Origin of the sequence: Corynebacterium sp. HMSC068G04, assembly GCF_001814885.1 — a bacterium.
In the GTDB taxonomy this organism is placed as follows: domain Bacteria; phylum Actinomycetota; class Actinomycetes; order Mycobacteriales; family Mycobacteriaceae; genus Corynebacterium; species Corynebacterium hiratae.
The window spans coordinates 10,811-26,694 of the sequence record NZ_KV818293.1 but is presented as its reverse complement, the minus strand read 5'-3'; the positions used below and the strand labels follow the sequence as shown (position 1 = coordinate 26,694).

The window sequence follows — 15,884 nt, the reverse complement described above, 5'->3', positions numbered from 1 at the left end:
TCTCAGTAATCGAGTGTTTTCGATGCCTATCCCTTAATTCTTCGACGCAGTGTTCGCGCATCATAATGCTTTTTCCAACAAGATAAGAGGTGCCTTATAGCTTTGTTTCAGCTCTTCCAAGTACGCGTGAGCAGGATTCTTATTCTCTCGCCCCATTAATTTAGCCCATTCTCGGTACTGGGGTGCGACAGCATCAGTGGGGCCGTCTGCGATAATACGACCTTTCGAAATCCAAATAGCACGATTACAATTTCGCTCAATCTCGCCAAGTGCATGCGAAACCAGAAAAAGGTTTCCTGCTCTCCCTAAAAGCTCTTCCATGCGTGCAGAAGCCTTCGCTCCGAATGCAGCATCGCCCGTTGAAAGGGCTTCGTCAATCATTAAGATTTCGGGCCGCACAGCTGTTGAAATCGCGAAAGACAGACGCGCAGACATTCCCGATGAATAGGTCTTCATTGGGCGTTTAATCGCGTCACCCAATTCAGTCCACGATGCGATCTCCCCGATCTGATCTTTCGCGTCTTTCGGGCTCATCCCAAGAGCAAGGCACCCCAGGTAAATGTTGTGTTCCCCTGAAAGGTCAGGTTGGAGTGCAGGCGACACTCCCATAAGTGTAGGCTGTGAACGCGTGAGAATTCGCCCAGAGGTTGGGGCCAATCCACCGGAAATCAAACTAAGCAAGGTTGATTTTCCTGAACCGTTAAGCCCGATAATTCCGATCGATTCACTTGGCAAAGCAATCAGTGAAGCATCAACCAACGCATCGACAACTGTTTTCCCACGCCCTGCCCGCGTCATGCTGGCGTCTGACGAACGCCCCTGACTAATAACGTATCGCTTCGATACATTATCGACAACGACGTTTGCCCGCTCAATGTAGTTGATGTCCGGGTCCGGCTCCGTTACCACTGAAGTCGTGGGGTCTTCCTGCGATCGCGATTCTCCAGTTTTTCTCTTTGCTTCAAAATACTCACCAGGTTCAGCCGGCAACTTAGACGAGTCGAACATATTTATCCTCCGCTCTCCAAAAAAAGATAAATCCGACCACGAAAGCGCCTATGCTCCACGCGATAAGCTCTCCCCAAGTTTCAAGGCTAGGCACGGTTCGGTAAATCGAACAGTCTCGGACTGCAGTAAGAAACATATAACAAGGGTTAGCTGACATTATCTGGTGAATAGCTGAGTGTTCAGCAAACCTATCCACCGAAAACATCACGCCCGACAGGAAAAACAAACCGCTAATCACAAGTCCCAAAACGGTCTTAGCCTCTGGAACCTGAGCGGTAAGGCGAGCAGTGATCATCATTAGACCGCATCCAAAAACATGGATCAAAAGAAAGAGCGGTACCACGAGAAAAACCGTCCACGAGGGCCACGTTCCCCACTGAAAGAGAAAGGCAGCTGTCAGCGCGACGATAGCCGGTAAAACGTTATCAATCATCGATCGAAGCACGGTGGAAAACGGTATAGATGCCCTTGGGAATTGGAACGCACGGATCATCGAGCGTGATGACTGCATAAGCCCGATTCCAGAACTCATGAGTCCTGTAATCATGGACATGAAGATAATCCCAATAAAGAGAAATCCGATGAAATTCTCGACGCCTCGAGAGGTCTTGAGGAGAAGTCCGAAGAGAAAACCATAGAGTGCGACATCAAACAAGGGATTTAGCACAAGCCACAGCTGCCAAAGACGATAATCCCGTGTTGTGCGCAGCGCCTTGGCGCGTGCATCTGCGGCGATAAAATGCCGACGGGCTGCCAACTGCGAAATGTACTCTCCAAGGGTCGGGCGAGTAGCCAGCGGATGGAGACCTTCAGGGTTGACTATTTGTACGCGGCCTTCATGTCGCGCTACCTGGGCATTGAGCTCTTCGACTCCTCGCTGCGAAGTCTTGGAACCGCGCCATTTGTGGCGTGCCAATATGAATCAGCCCTTCCAGATCTATTGTGTTCGAACGTCCATATAAGTCACGAGCTTCGCTGAGGACGCTGAGAATTGCTACAGGGAATTGTACTCAGTCTGTCTAAGAAGTTCGTCGAGAACGCCACGGGCTTGTTCAACGTCACCCGCCTGCGAAGTGAAGTCAAGTGGAAGCCTTGACAGAGGCGAGCCCTCTACGATGACACCCCACACAGCTGCCCCACTACCGACGTAGTCAGCATACTTCGAGGGAAGGAATGGGTTAAGACTCAACGCTGTACCCACTGTGTTGGTGTCGTTAACAACGAGAGCGTCGAAACGAGTGGAAACGTTAAGGAATTCGAGGTACGGCATATACCCGTTTATGCAAAGGCATTCGGCTGCGGGATGATTCCACAGTTGACGACGAAGTTTTTCGGGCGCTGCGGTAAAGATGTGAAGCCGGAACTGATTCCGCACCGGATGGTCTTGGAGCGCGGTTAGAACGTCACCGATTCCGCGGTTGGCATAGAAGTTGCCAAAGTAACCGATATTGATGCGATCTGAATCGAGGGCATAGTCCGCCTCCACGAGCTGATACATCTCTTTTGTCGGCTCTGCGTGGTGCCGAATCGTCGACTTAGCGCGGACGAACTCTTCGAAGCTGGTGGGATAACGCTCCAGCATGACCTGTTGCTGATTGGAATTAGTGAAGATGACTTCGTCGGCGTACAGCAGTGTTAATAATTCAGTCAGCTCAAAGTGAGTGGCATACGAGATATTCGGCCAATCGGATCGCGTGACCATCGTCTTAAGCTTGTGAGTGGTCAATCCCCTAGTGAGCTTTCCTGGCCGAGGCTTTCCATCTACGCCAATGCAGAGTGGATCAGAAAACTCCGCCTCCCATCGTGTCTCAGGGTGGTTGTCTTTAAAAAGAGCCGCAGCCACATGAGAACCAGACCAAAGAGCGCGTGAATACATCGATTTATAGGGACCGTAGGCCTTCGCACGTTTGGCGGCTTTCCTCGCAGCTTGTCGCGCATAAGAACAGATAGCACCCCAGTGTGCAAAAGAGGCGACGACATCGAGCTCTTCAGCATGAACAAGGTAAGGATCGACGATGAGCTTTGTCGAATCATCGCGACCGCGCACGCGCCCCATATTTGCATAGAAGACGTCAACAAGCTCCGCATCATTCCGAATCACTTTTGCTGTCACGTTGGCCGACGTGTCTGCGAAGGGCGGGAAACAGTAGGAGAACACTAGTCGATTCGCTTTTTCGGTACGCAAACCGCCCCAGCGCAAACCAGAAACACCAATATCTACGGCAGTGTCGATGGCCCGCTGAACATCTGTGGGATGGGCGCGTAGGTAAGTCTCGAGGAATCCGAATTGGGCGTCCTCAAGCTTCTGAAGGGCCTGCTGCTTAGAGTCAACCTCACGAATTTCTCGGAGCTGTGCAATACATTCGAGGCGCTGCGTTACGTTGAAATCAAAGCTCTCGGCTTGGCGCGACACAGAATCATGTCGGATGGTTCTCAAATACGATGAGCTACTTGGTGCTGCTGGAACGTTGAACACGAGTCCTGATTCTTCGAGCAAGTGTGCAAAGTAGGCGACGTCCTCACCCGAGCGCAGCGATTCCTCATAGCGATAGCGTTGGGCCAGATCCGTGGGGAATACCTTGCAGGCGTTAAAGCCCAGTGCCCACGGCGCTCTCGCCACTGGAACGGTGGTTCCGCGAAGTGTTGATATACGCGCGTTGAGCGAATTCTCTTGAAGGGAACCATCATGTCCCTTATCGAGGATCGGCAGAAGCACACAAGCGCCATTGCGGGCATGCTCTAACCCCGTCTCTAGGAATCGAGGTTGAAGGGCGTCATCGTCATCGAGAAAGGTAACGAAACGGCGACCAGCACTTGTAATACCAAGGTTGCGGGCGCGGCCAGCGCCGGCGGCTTTGGTCCGTAGTACCCGTAGGTTGAGCTGCGGGAACTGATCTGCCAGATCCGGTTCTATATCTAGTGCTGCTGGCCCGTTGAAGACGACTAAGACCTCGAAGAGATCGGTGCTTAAGGTTTGATTCGAAAGCGAAGCGAGCGCCGCAGTCAGGCCCGAGCCTGCAGTGTTGGTTGAATCATTCGCATAGGAAGGAATGATGACACTTATTCCTGGGAGATTGATGCTCATCGGATCTTCTCCAACATTTTGTACAGCGACACCACCACAGAACTTGGTAGGAATTGCTTGACTGGCTTGGCCAAGGTCGCAACGCGTGAGATCACTAGTGCTCGGAGCGTCGGGGCATCGGGGGATGGTCCCTGGTCACGCGGGCCGTCATTGGACAGCGTAAGAGGCGCGGAAAGTCCCCGAAGAAAATCATCGGAGGGCCGGGACGTACCAACTGATCCCTCCACTCTGAGATGAATCCACCTTTCGGAAATATGCAATCCCGAGACGCCTAGATCTTCGCTCACTACGTCATCGCTATCAACTAGGCCACGGAGGTTGTCCACTGCTGAGCGCGGCGCCCAGTATTCGACTACTCTCCTATCCTGGATTAGTCGAGCGAGAATTGGAATTGCTTGAGCAGCGGGAACGTCGGCAAGCACCACCGGCATATTGACCGCCTGACCGAGTTCCTCCTCGCTGAAGCAAAACACCACCGTCCCATGGCTGGCGGGTAAGGGCTGGATCTGCTTTGAAGAGCACAGGAGCACTGCATAATCGGTATCGGCGGGCTTGTAATCATCAAGGGATCCAATTCTCATCGGCACGTTGTCCTTGCCCTGCTAGTTCTTTTCCGAAATGACGCTCGTTACGATCTCCCGAATGACATGTGGAACGGCTTCATCGCGTTGTTTGGCAACCCATTCACGTCCACGCGCGGATACGTGAAGCTTCGAGCGGTCTTCCATGAGGCTTATCCACATGCTTGCCAGAGCTTCTGGATCATCAGGATCCACAACATGCCCTGCTTCAAGTCTCTCAACCAAAGCGGCTGCTTCTCCTTGCACTACACCACTAATGTGGAGACCAACCGACATCAACTCATAGGTCTTGGAAGGCACCGTGCGTGTTAGGGGCTCCCATGAAGTGAGATGGACCAAGGCCGTGTCTGCCCAGTCATAAAACTCTTCTAGTCCCTCTGCGGGATAGCGATGCTCGATGGTGGCGTCAGCCCCTGTTTCTTGAATCAAGTTCCTAACAGCAAGCCACGCAGCGCCGTCGCCGACGATACGTAACCGCACCTTATAACCGCGATCCTGGGCAATTTTTACCGCTCTGACTGCATTATCGATGCGTTGTGCACGCCCCACCGTGCCAGCGTAAAGGACATGGAGATCATCCCGCTGTATTCTGCTCATATCAGCGGCCACATACTTGGTCTTTGGCGGAAACACATTACGGACGGTGCGGATAACACGTTCACGGCCGCCCCGCTTTTCAGGCATTGTGGCGCCCAAGTGCGTTGCTAAGTCCTTGGAAGTCGTGATTATTCCATTGGCATCAGTCAACGCGCGCATCATGGCTTTCTCTGTAAGAGCGGTCAAGACTTGGAAGGGGCCTTTGCTCAAGACCACCTCGCGAATCGAGCGCCTGCCCGTTCCGGAGTTCCAGTCATCTTTCTCACGCAGAAGCTCCGGCCATGCATCGCGAAGATCCACAATGTAAGGAGCTCCAAGATGCCGTGCGACCAGCATGGTGACCACCGATGTTGGAAGAGCAGGGACGGTGCCGATGATCAGATCAGGAGAAATCTCTTGAATTTGCTTCCGGTGCGTCACCTGCATTGCCAGCATCGAAGTTGCGACTGAGGCTTGGTTTAATATTCGGCGCGTCAGGGTAGAACCAGCCGGGAAGAATCCCGAACGGAAGATCTGCTCACCAGAGTTTCCTTGCTCAGCTCGGCGGCAGCCAAGGATGGCGTCTTTAGACAGCCACTGCTTCAAACGGATTTGACGTTGGTAGTGAGGTGGAGGCGCAATCACAGCCACCTCATGCCCAGCCTCGACAAGGATCTTTGTCAGCCACGACCACCGTCGCTGCGGCACGCCGTTCTCTGGGGCCCAGTACTGGGAGAGGACTAGAATCCGCATTCTACGCCGTTCTTCCTAAGTGTCGACATCCTGCGCGGGCTTACAGTTGGACCGCACAAGATGTTTCTTCAACGCCAAATACCCTTGGTATCAATAACAGTCTTGTCTTCCAGCACAGACTGATCGAGATTGACAAACTCCTTGTGGTTAACGAGGAGGAGAACTACTTCAGCAGCCGCAATAGCTTCCTTCGTGTCCTGCTTTGTCAGGTTGGAAATGTTCGAGAGAACAGCGGGGAGTTCATTGACATTCGGCTCAACGACCCGGATATCGAGCTCTGGGTTATCCACACCGAGGCGCTTCACAATCTCAAGGGACGGAGACTCACGCAGATCATCGATGTCATTCTTAAAAGCAATGCCGAGAGCCGCCACAACCGGCTTCTCCTTGCCCTCAAGAGCCTTGACAACTTGCTCAATAACCCACTCCGGCTTGCCATCATTGACATCACGTGCCAGTTTAATGAGCTTTGCTTCCTCTGGTGCCGCCGACACAATGAACCACGGGTCAACCGCGATGCAGTGACCGCCAACGCCTGGCCCCGGCTGCAGGATGTTCACGCGCGGGTGGTGGTTCGCCAGCTCGATGAGCTCCCAGACATCAATCCCCAAACGGTCGCAAATCAGGGATAGCTCATTAGCGAACGCAATGTTGACGTCACGGAAGGAGTTCTCCGTAAGCTTTGCCATCTCTGCGGTCGTGGCGTTGGTCATAAGAAGTTCTGCTGTACAGAAAGTTGCGTACAGATCACGAGCAAGCTCGGTGCCCTTGGGGGTCAAACCACCGATAACACGGTCATTGTTTTCCATTTCTTCCATGATCTGACCCGGAAGAACTCGCTCTGGGCAGTGAGCTACGAAGATGGCGTTGTCATCTTCATCGTTAAGGGACAGATCTGGTCGAAGCTCAATGAGGTGCTTCGCCATATCCTCAGTAGTGCCCGGAGGTGAGGTCGATTCCAGGACGACAAGCGCGCCAGGACGAAGGTGCGGCGCAAGCGCCTCAGAAGCAGCACGAATGTACTTGGTATCTACCTTGTGATTGTCCTGGAAAGGTGTTGGCACGCAAACAATGTAAGCGTCGGCTTCGACCTGCTCAGCTTGCGCGACGAGGTTTCCTTCCCCCACTACCTTGGTCAGAAGTTCTTCGAAACCCGGCTCAAAGAACGGCACCGTGCCTTCATTGATAAGCTTGACAAAACGCTCATTTATGTCAACACCGACGACTTTAACGCCTTTTGAGGCGATAAAAGCTGCCGTAGGCAGACCGATATATCCGAGGCCTACAACGCAAACTTTGTCAAAGCCATTGGCAGCATTTTCCTGAGGCGCCATCTTTTACCTTTCTCGCTACTGTGCTCAGTCAACGGTAGCACGGGGAGCCGTAAGACAAACGAGCCAGCCTCACTAATAGAAAAATCAATCACAGGTTTTTGACTTCCCTCCGGTTAGTTTCAATGGATGGGGCTATGCCCGCTGCCCGCAAAAATGCCTCATGGCGCCTCGGCACGATAAGCTGACGGACTATGGCTCTGAGGAGAAACTATGCGCGCTACGGCGCTTCAACTACTTTTTTCGATTCCGTAGAGGAGTTTCTCTACTCACCCGTGCCCGCCAGCTCTTCCGAAGAAGCTGAGGCCATTTCGATTCGCTACGGCGCTGCATTCATGGATGTGCTCGTTGAGGATCGTGGCGCCGATGTCACTATTGTGCTGTTTCACGCGGCCATCAACCCAGCGAAGACCTCTCTCCCAGTCTTCATTGGGAAGCAGATGGTCGAAGGCATTGATGCCAACTTGGTGTATATCTCCGATCCCTCGCTTGATCGGGGCGCAAGTATTGGGTGGTTCACAGGTGATGAATCACGCCCATTTCAGGAGGACCTTACTTCGTGCCTATCGCATATCTTCGCCAGCTTCCATCCTGATGCACCTGTCGGGGAGCTGGGCAAGAAGGCAATCTTCTTCGGCGCATCAGCCGGCGGCTTTGCCGCGCTGTATTTCTCGCGCCGCTTCCCCGGTTCATTAGCCGTAGTGTCAAACCCTCAAACCCATATTGGACGCTACCTTGAGCCGCAGGTAAAGGCGTACCGCAAGAAATGTTGGAGTAGCCGGAAGCTTTCCGAGACCACCATGACCTTCGACTTGGTTACTGAATACGGCAAGGGTTTTGGGAACTACGTGGCTTACCTTCAAAACGAGGATGATGAGCTTCACTACACCCAGCATTACCTTCCGTGGTCCCAGGCAGTGGCTGAGCGCTCACAGCAGTGGAGGCTTCTCCTCGGGGATTGGGGTGAAGGTCATGCACCTGCCCCACAAATGCTTCTCACCGGAATTCTCGGCTACGCAGCATCACTAGCTGGGGATTGGGAGCGCCTCTTCGAGGACGAGATGTTTGCCAGCTCAGACTAGGGCCGCCGCCTAGTTGCGTAGCTTCTTGTTCAGCTGGTCCAAGCGCGCGATGACTTTGTTGGAACGGTCCTCCCCGAGAACGCTGCGCATGTTAGCCACGATACTGGTCCGGTTCTGATAGACGCTGTCGATGGCTTGGGCAACTAGTCCACGCACACCTTGACTTCGAGCTGATTCCCAGTCCTCAGTGCTGACGAAGCGTGCTTTCCCGCCTCGCTGTTGCATGACCAGTTTTTTGACCTGGACCCCTTCGGCTCGCTCGCTTTGTGCCAGAATACGGAAGCCACGAAGGACGTAGCCGTGCTCCAAATGTAGGCTCACCAAGGTTTGAAAAGTTCCGCTCTCCGTGGGAACGTGCGCGAAATGTCCGATGCTCGGGTTATTTGAGGCAGCAAACCCTTCGACCGTCTTGTAGGAGGGAACGCGCCGACCACGGGAATCCTCGACCCACAGGCTCACAAGGAGCTCATTATCAAGTTCCCACTCTGACTCTCCGTGGATAACAAAGCTGACGTCCCCGCTGGTGGGCTGAAGAAGGTAGTGCTGGCCACTGCCAACGGTTTCATCAATGCTCAGCGGCGTGCTTGTATTCTGCATCTGCTTGGCCACCGTGGGAAAGGATGCTTCAAGGGCAGCGACATCCGTAAATGGTGGGAACGCCGCCATGTTCTCCATGAGGCGTGCCATGACCACGCCGGGCTCATGGCGCATGGCATTGTCCTGGCCCGCGTGGATCGCGCGCAAGTAGCCTACCTGGGAGGCGTCCAAAATCACTGGCGCATATCGGTCTGATTTATCGTGCGGCCCGCTTTGGGGTTCCACGACGGTGCCGTCTTCCTTCACAGCGCAGACGGACATGAGGCCCATCGAGTTCATAGGTGTGTGGGCTTCGCGCAGGTGGAAGAATTGACCATCTGCATAGACCGCCTCGATGCCGAGCGGCATGCTAACGAGCATGCCTTCAAACTCGGGCTTGATATAGGGCGCTGTGGTTTGGAAATAGTGAGCGGACAAGACGTCATCGTCATCTAGCCGGTAGCGCCCAAACGTGCCCTTAAACCCAATTCCTTGGACGTAGCGGCGCACTGCAGTCCATCCGCTATCACCATCAGGAAGCTCATCGAGGTGCAAGACATCGAACTTGTCCACTGCCTCCTTTAGTTGCGCCTTGAACTTCTGCGGCAAGGATTTAGAGAAGGAGACAACGTGCTTCACGTCGAAGCCTTCGGCGGCTTTCGCAAGTGTTGGCACGGTATGGTTGAGGAAAATATCCGTGCGCAACGACAGGCGTGCATCATCGTAGAGGTAGTCGCGGTACTCGCCTTCCGAGAATCCAGTCTGTTCGTTACTCGCACGCCATGACGCCGAATCGGGCACGAAGAGACTAAAGCGAGTGTGTCCAACGAACATGAAGAAACCTCTACCTCTTCCCTGCGAGTGATATCTGACGGACAGTCTAGCTTTGCTTGGAGCCAGGCCTGAAAGGCGCCACACTAAGTACATTTAAAATGCGCTTTGTACAGGCGATTTGTAATCTCTAGAGAAGACCTTATATAGTTACATCTCGTTGCACAGGGCAAGGCCACTTGCTCGGCAGCATACGCATAATCCTCCATAGCTCAGTTGGCAGAGCATTCGACTGTTAATCGAAGGGTCACTGGTTCGAGCCCAGTTGGAGGAGCACAGAAAATTGACGTGATTGTGCAGGTGAGAGGCCTGCACTCACAACTATAGCACTCGGTTGGATAACGTCCGTGGCCACCAGGAGGCCTCGGGGTTTTTTGAGAGGTATCCAGCCGGGTGCTCTTCTGTCGTTTTCTGTCAGATGTGACTATACTGACAGGAGTGCTTAGATTTTAGCTCTTTTGCGAGAAAGAGTATCAATAATGAAAAAGTCAATAGAGATGCCGGCGTTAAGCGCTGATGATTTATTGCGCTGCTACACCGTCGAGCAAGTCTGCGAGAGGCTGAATGTCTCAGCTCGCACGGTTGCCCGCATGCTTGATGCTGGCGTGCTAGAAACCGAAGCAGGCAGGAAACGCGGTCGCGGGAGATCGCCTCGAATTACGGCATTGAGTTTGTATCGCCACATTTACGGCGAGCAAGTAGCTTGAGGTTGAAGTAGAGGTCACTGATGTAGTTGTCAGTGGCCTCTATTGATGTACGGGTAGTTATAGATTAAACTTAATAGTGTTTGTGTGTATACGTATCAAAAGAATGTGTTACGTATAATGAAAAAGTTCAATAAGACTCTAGCTATAGCGTTAGCGGCTGGAGTTTCTTTCTCGGGGGTTGTCGTACCGGCAGCAATCACGCCGGTCGTAGCTAGCGCACAAGAAACAGCAGGTCAATCAACTGGTGTCACTAAAGCTGAGGTCTACGAGCACAATACGGACAAGCTGGTTCCGAATGCCATTTTTAAGGCAGGAGAGTTGAACAAGTATGACGTTCGCTTTTCATTTGATCTAACAAAAATTAACGCTGGCGATAAAATAACTATTCGTAACGATTACAATCATTCTGCCTTTCTAGGGGCAGGTCGCTTAATCCGTGACCAAGAGGTTCTAGTCAATGACGTGGTGGTCGGAACGTTTGATGTGATTGAAAGTCGAGCGACGATCACATTCAATGAAAATGTAGATGCGCTAGTCAGCGGTACTGCGCACATACAATTTCCTCTTAATGCTAGAAATCGAGCCTCTCTAGAGGCTGACTTGCCCGAAGGCATTGGGTATCGCGACCCCTATACGGTTGAAGGCGCAAACTTCGACACCAAGCGCTTTAATGCCGCCGACAAGTTGATAGCACAAGAAACACAATCAATTCCGAACAAGTCTATTTACAGTTTCTACAACTTCCCTGACTACACGGTGTCATCAATGTCGGATTTGGTCGCAGCCCTTAATCCAACACAAGATGGGCGGATTGACATCTTCGGGAATATTCGTGCAGAGCGCCGTGATGTTGATCGTCGCAGTGTACGCCAGGTTTTTGAGCCAGATACTAGGGACGGGTATTTGGACTTTACGATCTTTGATCTCGCTACTCTGCGGAAGAATGCAACTCTGAGAGCATTTGTCCAGGATCCGAACGGTAGATATCAAAAAGAAGTCAGTGTTCCAGAAGGTCTGGGTTACACACTTGATGTTGATGACCGGGGTCGCTTGGTTGTCGAGTTCACTAATATTCCGGCCAATATCCAACCAGCGGTTGCACTTTCAAAACTCGGGGTTACTGATTACACCGAGCCTGGAAAGATTGGACTGAAGCGTGTTGAGTACACGTCTTATGACGTGAATGGTGGGTCACTCCCAGCTGGTCGATTCAATCAGTATCCACGCACGATTACTGATGCAATGTCCGGTGGTGGCTCCGGCGAAGCTCTCGTTCGCAAGCCCACGATTATCGCTCGTATTCCGGGTATGTCAGTGACACAAAATAACCCAGCTCCAGTTGCTGGAACGACGCAGACATTCGAGCTCACATTGGGTAATGAAGGTAACTCTTCTTTGTCGGTACCGCGTGTCACACTGCCGAATGGTGAGGTTAAGACTTTCGAGGATATCTCTATTAAGCCTGGTCAGAGCGCTACTGTTAAGGTTCAGTACGCTATTCCGTCTACCGCTAAGGGCGTTGACTTCAAGGTTCAATACACGGGAGCTTCGGCAACGACGACTGCGTATGTGGCCTTTGATCCAGCTAATGCAATTAAAGAGCTTCACATTACAGATGTAACCAAGCAGTCCGATGGAAACTATCTGCTTACGCGCAATGACGGTAAGAAGTGGACAATCGACCTCAAGGATATTCGAGGCAAGATTTCTGCTCTGGAGACCGGTAAAGCCGATAAGAAGCAGGTCGATGACCTCAAGAAAGAGCTCGATGCTCTCACCAAGCAGGTTGGCGAAGGACTCGACAAAGCCACTGGTGATGCTGACAAGCTCAAGAAGGACTTGGCCGCACTTGATGGGCGTGTCACAACGCTAGAATCCAAGGTCAAGGAGTTAGAGAATAAGCAGATTGTCAAGGTTGAGGGAAGCAAGGGTGTCTACAAGCTAATTCGCCAGGATGACTCTGTTGTTGAGGGTGTTATTGATACTTCCAGCGATATTGTCGGCATTAAAGACAATGGTGACGGCACTATCACGATTACTCGTGTAGGTGGCAAGAGCGAGAAGGTCACTCTCACTCACACAAAGGTCGTTGAGGATAAGTCTAAACACACCGTGACCATCACAACACCTGATGGCAAGCAGACGGTCATTAATACCTTCGATACTTTCATTACGGATGTAAAGAAGCAGGCCAACGGTGACTATGTGGTCACACAAAATAACGGTAAGTCCTGGACGATTAAGACCTCTGAGCTGCAGAATCAGATTACTGACTTAGGCAATAAGCTCGCTGAGACTAACAAGAATCTTGAAGCTCTCAAAGAGACTGCTGCAAGTAAGGAAGAGGTTGCCAAGCTCCAGCAGGAAGTCGATAAGCACGCTCAGCAACTCGCTGACCACGAGCAGCGTCTCAAGGAACTGGAAGCCAATGGCGCTACCAAGGACGATATTGCAGCTTTAGAGAAGGAAATTGCCGATAACAAGGCAGTTATCGAGGATCTCTCGGGCAAGTTAGATGATGTGACGTCTCGTGTCGATGTCCTGGAAAAGGACGTTGATACCAATACCAAGGACATCGAGGGTCTCAAAAAGGATTTGAGCGATGTCACTGACCAGGTCGAGAAGAACACTCAGAACATTGGTAGCAATGGCAAAGAGATTGCTGACCTGCGTGACAAGGTAGTCACCAACACCCAAGAGATTATGGATCTCAAGGAGAAGGTTGCTACCAAGGAGCAGTTGCAAGAGGTTATTCGCCAGGTCGATGACCACAAGCAGCGCATTATTGAGCTTGAGAATGAAGGCGCGAATAAGGCCGAGCTTGTTCAGACTCAAGAAGAGTTAGCAACCCTTGAAAAAGAGGTTGCTGAGCTTGAAAATAAGGCTGCTACCAAGGCAGATGCTGACAAACTCGCAGCTGAGATTGCAGATCACGCTGACAAGATTGCAACTCTAGAGACAGAAACCGCTGAGCTGAACTCCAAGCTAGTTGAGCTTAATCGCGTAGTCACCGAGCGCTTTGAGAAGGTCACTGAGCGCATTACAACTCTAGAGACCCGCGCTGATGAGACTGATAAGGCTCTTGATGCCTTGAGTATTCGCGTGGATAAGACTGAGATCGACATTCAGCAGGTCAAGGTCGATATCACGAAGCTCGGCGACCGTATTGATGGTATTGAGGTGAAGATCGTTGATCTCACTAAGCGCGTTGAGACTCTAGAAAGCGATGTTAAGGCTCTGCAGGAGTCTAATAAGCAGTTGCAGAAGGTTAATGAGTGCTATGCCACCATGTCACGAGTAAGTCTGATTGCCGCTCTTGTCGGCCCGCTGCTAGCTATTGCCGCTGGTGGTGGCAGTGGTAGCCAAGCGAATGTGGACATCCAGAAGCAGCTAGGTATCTATAATCCCGAGATGGCCAAGATGATGGCTGATAACCAGGGTGTTATCAAGGCTTTGAGTGCCGTAGCAGCACTTGCTGCTGGACTGGGCATCCTGGGCTATGTCAGCGATAAATGCGGTGGGGTTGAGAATCTGCTTGCTCCTGGTCTTCAAGAAAAGGTAGCTAAGCAGGATGACAAGCCTGTTGAAGTTGACATCAAGTCCGAATCTTCCGTGACATCCTCGACAAAGGAACTAGCTGAAGCCAAGTAACGCATTCCTACACTTGACGTAACACACTCTTTTTAACCCCGTTGTACGAACTAACGTACAGCGGGGTTTCTTCATGTCTGCGTAACAGCGCGAAATACCGGCCTAGCAGCGCGATAGAGCGCCTAGGAGCGCATTGATGGGTACGAGAGCCAGTATCAAAACCTATCCCCTCTCCTCGCGCTCACGCGCTCGTCAAGGGGAAAAAATGCATGTGTCCCGGTCGCTCACGCTCCCGGGAAAATGATCATTATCTGCTTTCACACGACAAAGGCCGAAATAGGCTGAAAGTCACCAACACGAATTTCTCGGTCGTAACACGAAAAAGACCGTGACACCAACACGAGGTTCACGGTCTCAAGCTTCACAACGTGAAGTTCTGTAACACGAATTCGTCTGTCACAAGCAGTCGAACTCAAGCGCTTAAAAGGCACTCTAATGCGCGAATTCAAGAAAGTCAAGGCCTTTTAGCTCCTTTTCACGCCTTTTCGACTTTCCTCGTTCAGTGTAATTCTTCACAACGGCTCTGGCAGCGCGAAATACTAGCCCAGCAGCGCGCTAGAGCGCCTAACAGCTTGCCCAAGGGCAAATACAGCCACACGAAGTTTCAGGCGCTTACATCGCCGTCTAGTAGCTATCACACGTCTTTTCCCTGCTCACCCGCCCACTCGCTCACTCGCTCATGGGGATTTGCGAGATGTCGGGCGCGCTCACGCACGCCCGAAAATGATCATCAACGTCCTGACACATGCCAAAAAAGGCGAAAATCATTGTCAATAAGGCCGAAAAAAAATCAAGCCTCGGCACATTAAAATTTCAAGTATACGCCTCTGACCTGCGGTTATATACCTGCCTTTTTCAAGGTATACAGTCAAGAATACGGAGATTTTCACTATCTGACCTGGGGTTTTATCTTACATGTATTCCTTGTATACCTTATTGATGGCCATAGAAGAGGATATATAAAAACGAGAAGGGGGCGCTCCGGGTGAAGCGCGAAAACGGGGGTAGCAAGAGCGAAAAAAGGCTTTATAGCTTGAACCGGGTTTCCAGATAGGCCCTCATGTATACACGCCATTTCTCAACCCCCTATGACCTGCGGGTTTAGAGTGTATTCTTGCGTATACATCCCAGCCTCGCACGGCGAAAATAGCCGCTACCGCGTTTACGACATCCCCTAAATGGGTAAAAATTACCCCCGTTACCACATCTGCCAAAAATCGTTACTCATACACTATTACACTCTTGATAGCAACCTTTGTGTGAAAGAAAATTCTAGGGACAGGCGCGTGGGCTGCAAGCGCGATTGCTGACCCAGGTTCATCGCGAGAGAGGCACACACAACGGGGGTAGCAAGAGCGAAAAAAGGCTTTATAGCTTGAACCGGGTTTCCAGATAGGCCCTCATGTATACACGCCATTTCTCAACCCCCTATGACCTGCGGGTTTAGAGTGTATTCTTGCGTATACATCCCAGCCTCGCACGGCGAAAATAGCCGCTACCGCGTTTACGACATCCCCTAAATGGGTAAAAATTACCCCCGTTACATCCATGCAATGCGGGCCTCTTTTTCCACCTTCGTGTGGAAGAAGACATTTTGGGGGATGCGCGTAAGCGCAGACCCCACACATTCCCCGGGCGCGCGTGAGCGTGCCCGGCATATCTCCCCGCGCGTGAGCGCGGGGATAAAAGGTCAGTTGCGAGTG

Annotated in this window: 10 protein-coding genes and 1 tRNA gene; 4 read left to right on the top strand and 7 right to left on the bottom strand. The window is 51.8% G+C overall.

Annotation, left to right across the window (positions count from 1 at the left end; all coding sequences use genetic code 11):
- Positions 1 to 60 precede the first annotated feature (60 nt).
- The 6 genes from HMPREF2993_RS12945 to wecC form a co-directional block, all read right to left on the bottom strand.
- A complete protein-coding gene (locus HMPREF2993_RS12945; protein WP_083318670.1) occupies positions 61 to 1,008 on the bottom strand; it encodes an ABC transporter ATP-binding protein in 948 nt (315 codons plus the stop codon).
- Positions 992 to 1,924: an ABC transporter permease gene (locus HMPREF2993_RS01375; protein ID WP_070515481.1), complete on the bottom strand. Its 933-nt coding sequence runs from the start codon at positions 1,922 to 1,924 to the stop codon at positions 992 to 994. The genes HMPREF2993_RS12945 and HMPREF2993_RS01375 overlap by 17 nt, the downstream gene beginning before the upstream one ends.
- Before the next feature lie 78 nt (positions 1,925 to 2,002).
- Positions 2,003 to 4,093 carry a glycosyltransferase gene (locus HMPREF2993_RS01370; RefSeq protein ID WP_070515484.1) on the bottom strand — a complete coding sequence of 697 codons (2,091 nt, stop codon included), beginning with the start codon at positions 4,091 to 4,093 and terminating at the stop codon, positions 2,003 to 2,005.
- Positions 4,090 to 4,674, bottom strand: a complete 585-nt coding sequence (locus HMPREF2993_RS01365; protein ID WP_070515487.1) for a hypothetical protein — start codon at positions 4,672 to 4,674, stop codon at positions 4,090 to 4,092. Before HMPREF2993_RS01365 ends, HMPREF2993_RS01370 begins: the two co-directional genes overlap by 4 nt.
- Before the next feature lie 21 nt (positions 4,675 to 4,695).
- Positions 4,696 to 6,003: a glycosyltransferase family 4 protein gene (locus HMPREF2993_RS01360; RefSeq protein ID WP_070515490.1), complete on the bottom strand. Its 1,308-nt coding sequence runs from the start codon at positions 6,001 to 6,003 to the stop codon at positions 4,696 to 4,698.
- 68 nt (positions 6,004 to 6,071) lie between these two features.
- Positions 6,072 to 7,337, bottom strand: a complete 1,266-nt coding sequence (gene wecC, locus HMPREF2993_RS01355; RefSeq protein ID WP_070700609.1) for a UDP-N-acetyl-D-mannosamine dehydrogenase — start codon at positions 7,335 to 7,337, stop codon at positions 6,072 to 6,074.
- A 191-nt stretch (positions 7,338 to 7,528) separates the two neighbouring features.
- On the opposite strand from wecC, the gene HMPREF2993_RS01350 reads away from it, so the two are divergent.
- The gene (locus tag HMPREF2993_RS01350) at positions 7,529 to 8,416 is read left to right on the top strand and encodes a hypothetical protein (RefSeq protein WP_070700606.1); all 888 of its coding nucleotides are present in this window, start codon (positions 7,529 to 7,531) and stop codon (positions 8,414 to 8,416) included.
- Between the two features lie 9 nt (positions 8,417 to 8,425).
- Here the strand turns inward: HMPREF2993_RS01350 and HMPREF2993_RS01345 are convergent, their stop codons facing one another.
- Positions 8,426 to 9,826 carry a glycosyltransferase gene (locus tag HMPREF2993_RS01345; RefSeq protein WP_070700603.1) on the bottom strand — a complete coding sequence of 467 codons (1,401 nt, stop codon included), beginning with the start codon at positions 9,824 to 9,826 and terminating at the stop codon, positions 8,426 to 8,428.
- Positions 9,827 to 10,024: 198 nt separating this feature from the next.
- On the opposite strand from HMPREF2993_RS01345, the gene HMPREF2993_RS01340 reads away from it, so the two are divergent.
- From HMPREF2993_RS01340 to HMPREF2993_RS13335, 3 genes are all read left to right on the top strand, one after another.
- Positions 10,025 to 10,097 (top strand) — tRNA-Asn (locus tag HMPREF2993_RS01340).
- 205 nt (positions 10,098 to 10,302) lie between these two features.
- Positions 10,303 to 10,530, top strand: a complete 228-nt coding sequence (locus HMPREF2993_RS13340; RefSeq protein ID WP_371325901.1) for a helix-turn-helix domain-containing protein — start codon at positions 10,303 to 10,305, stop codon at positions 10,528 to 10,530.
- Positions 10,531 to 10,647: 117 nt separating this feature from the next.
- Positions 10,648 to 14,181, top strand: a complete 3,534-nt coding sequence (locus HMPREF2993_RS13335) for a coiled-coil domain-containing protein (RefSeq protein ID WP_141758238.1) — start codon at positions 10,648 to 10,650, stop codon at positions 14,179 to 14,181.
- Positions 14,182 to 15,884 lie beyond the last annotated feature (1,703 nt).

What these genes read in the sequence shown, in the direction of transcription:
- HMPREF2993_RS01345 (WP_070700603.1), bottom strand. Translation starts at nt 9,826, where the DNA reads ATGTTCGTTGGACACACTCGCTTTAGTCTCTTCGTGCCCGATTCGGCG.
- HMPREF2993_RS01360 (WP_070515490.1), bottom strand. Translation starts at nt 6,003, where the DNA reads ATGCGGATTCTAGTCCTCTCCCAGTACTGGGCCCCAGAGAACGGCGTG.
- HMPREF2993_RS12945 (WP_083318670.1), bottom strand. Translation starts at nt 1,008, where the DNA reads ATGTTCGACTCGTCTAAGTTGCCGGCTGAACCTGGTGAGTATTTTGAA.
- HMPREF2993_RS13335 (WP_141758238.1), top strand. Translation starts at nt 10,648, where the DNA reads ATGAAAAAGTTCAATAAGACTCTAGCTATAGCGTTAGCGGCTGGAGTT.
- HMPREF2993_RS01365 (WP_070515487.1), bottom strand. Translation starts at nt 4,674, where the DNA reads ATGAGAATTGGATCCCTTGATGATTACAAGCCCGCCGATACCGATTAT.
- HMPREF2993_RS01370 (WP_070515484.1), bottom strand. Translation starts at nt 4,093, where the DNA reads ATGAGCATCAATCTCCCAGGAATAAGTGTCATCATTCCTTCCTATGCG.
- HMPREF2993_RS01350 (WP_070700606.1), top strand. Translation starts at nt 7,529, where the DNA reads ATGGCTCTGAGGAGAAACTATGCGCGCTACGGCGCTTCAACTACTTTT.
- wecC (WP_070700609.1), bottom strand. Translation starts at nt 7,337, where the DNA reads ATGGCGCCTCAGGAAAATGCTGCCAATGGCTTTGACAAAGTTTGCGTT.
- HMPREF2993_RS13340 (WP_371325901.1), top strand. Translation starts at nt 10,303, where the DNA reads ATGAAAAAGTCAATAGAGATGCCGGCGTTAAGCGCTGATGATTTATTG.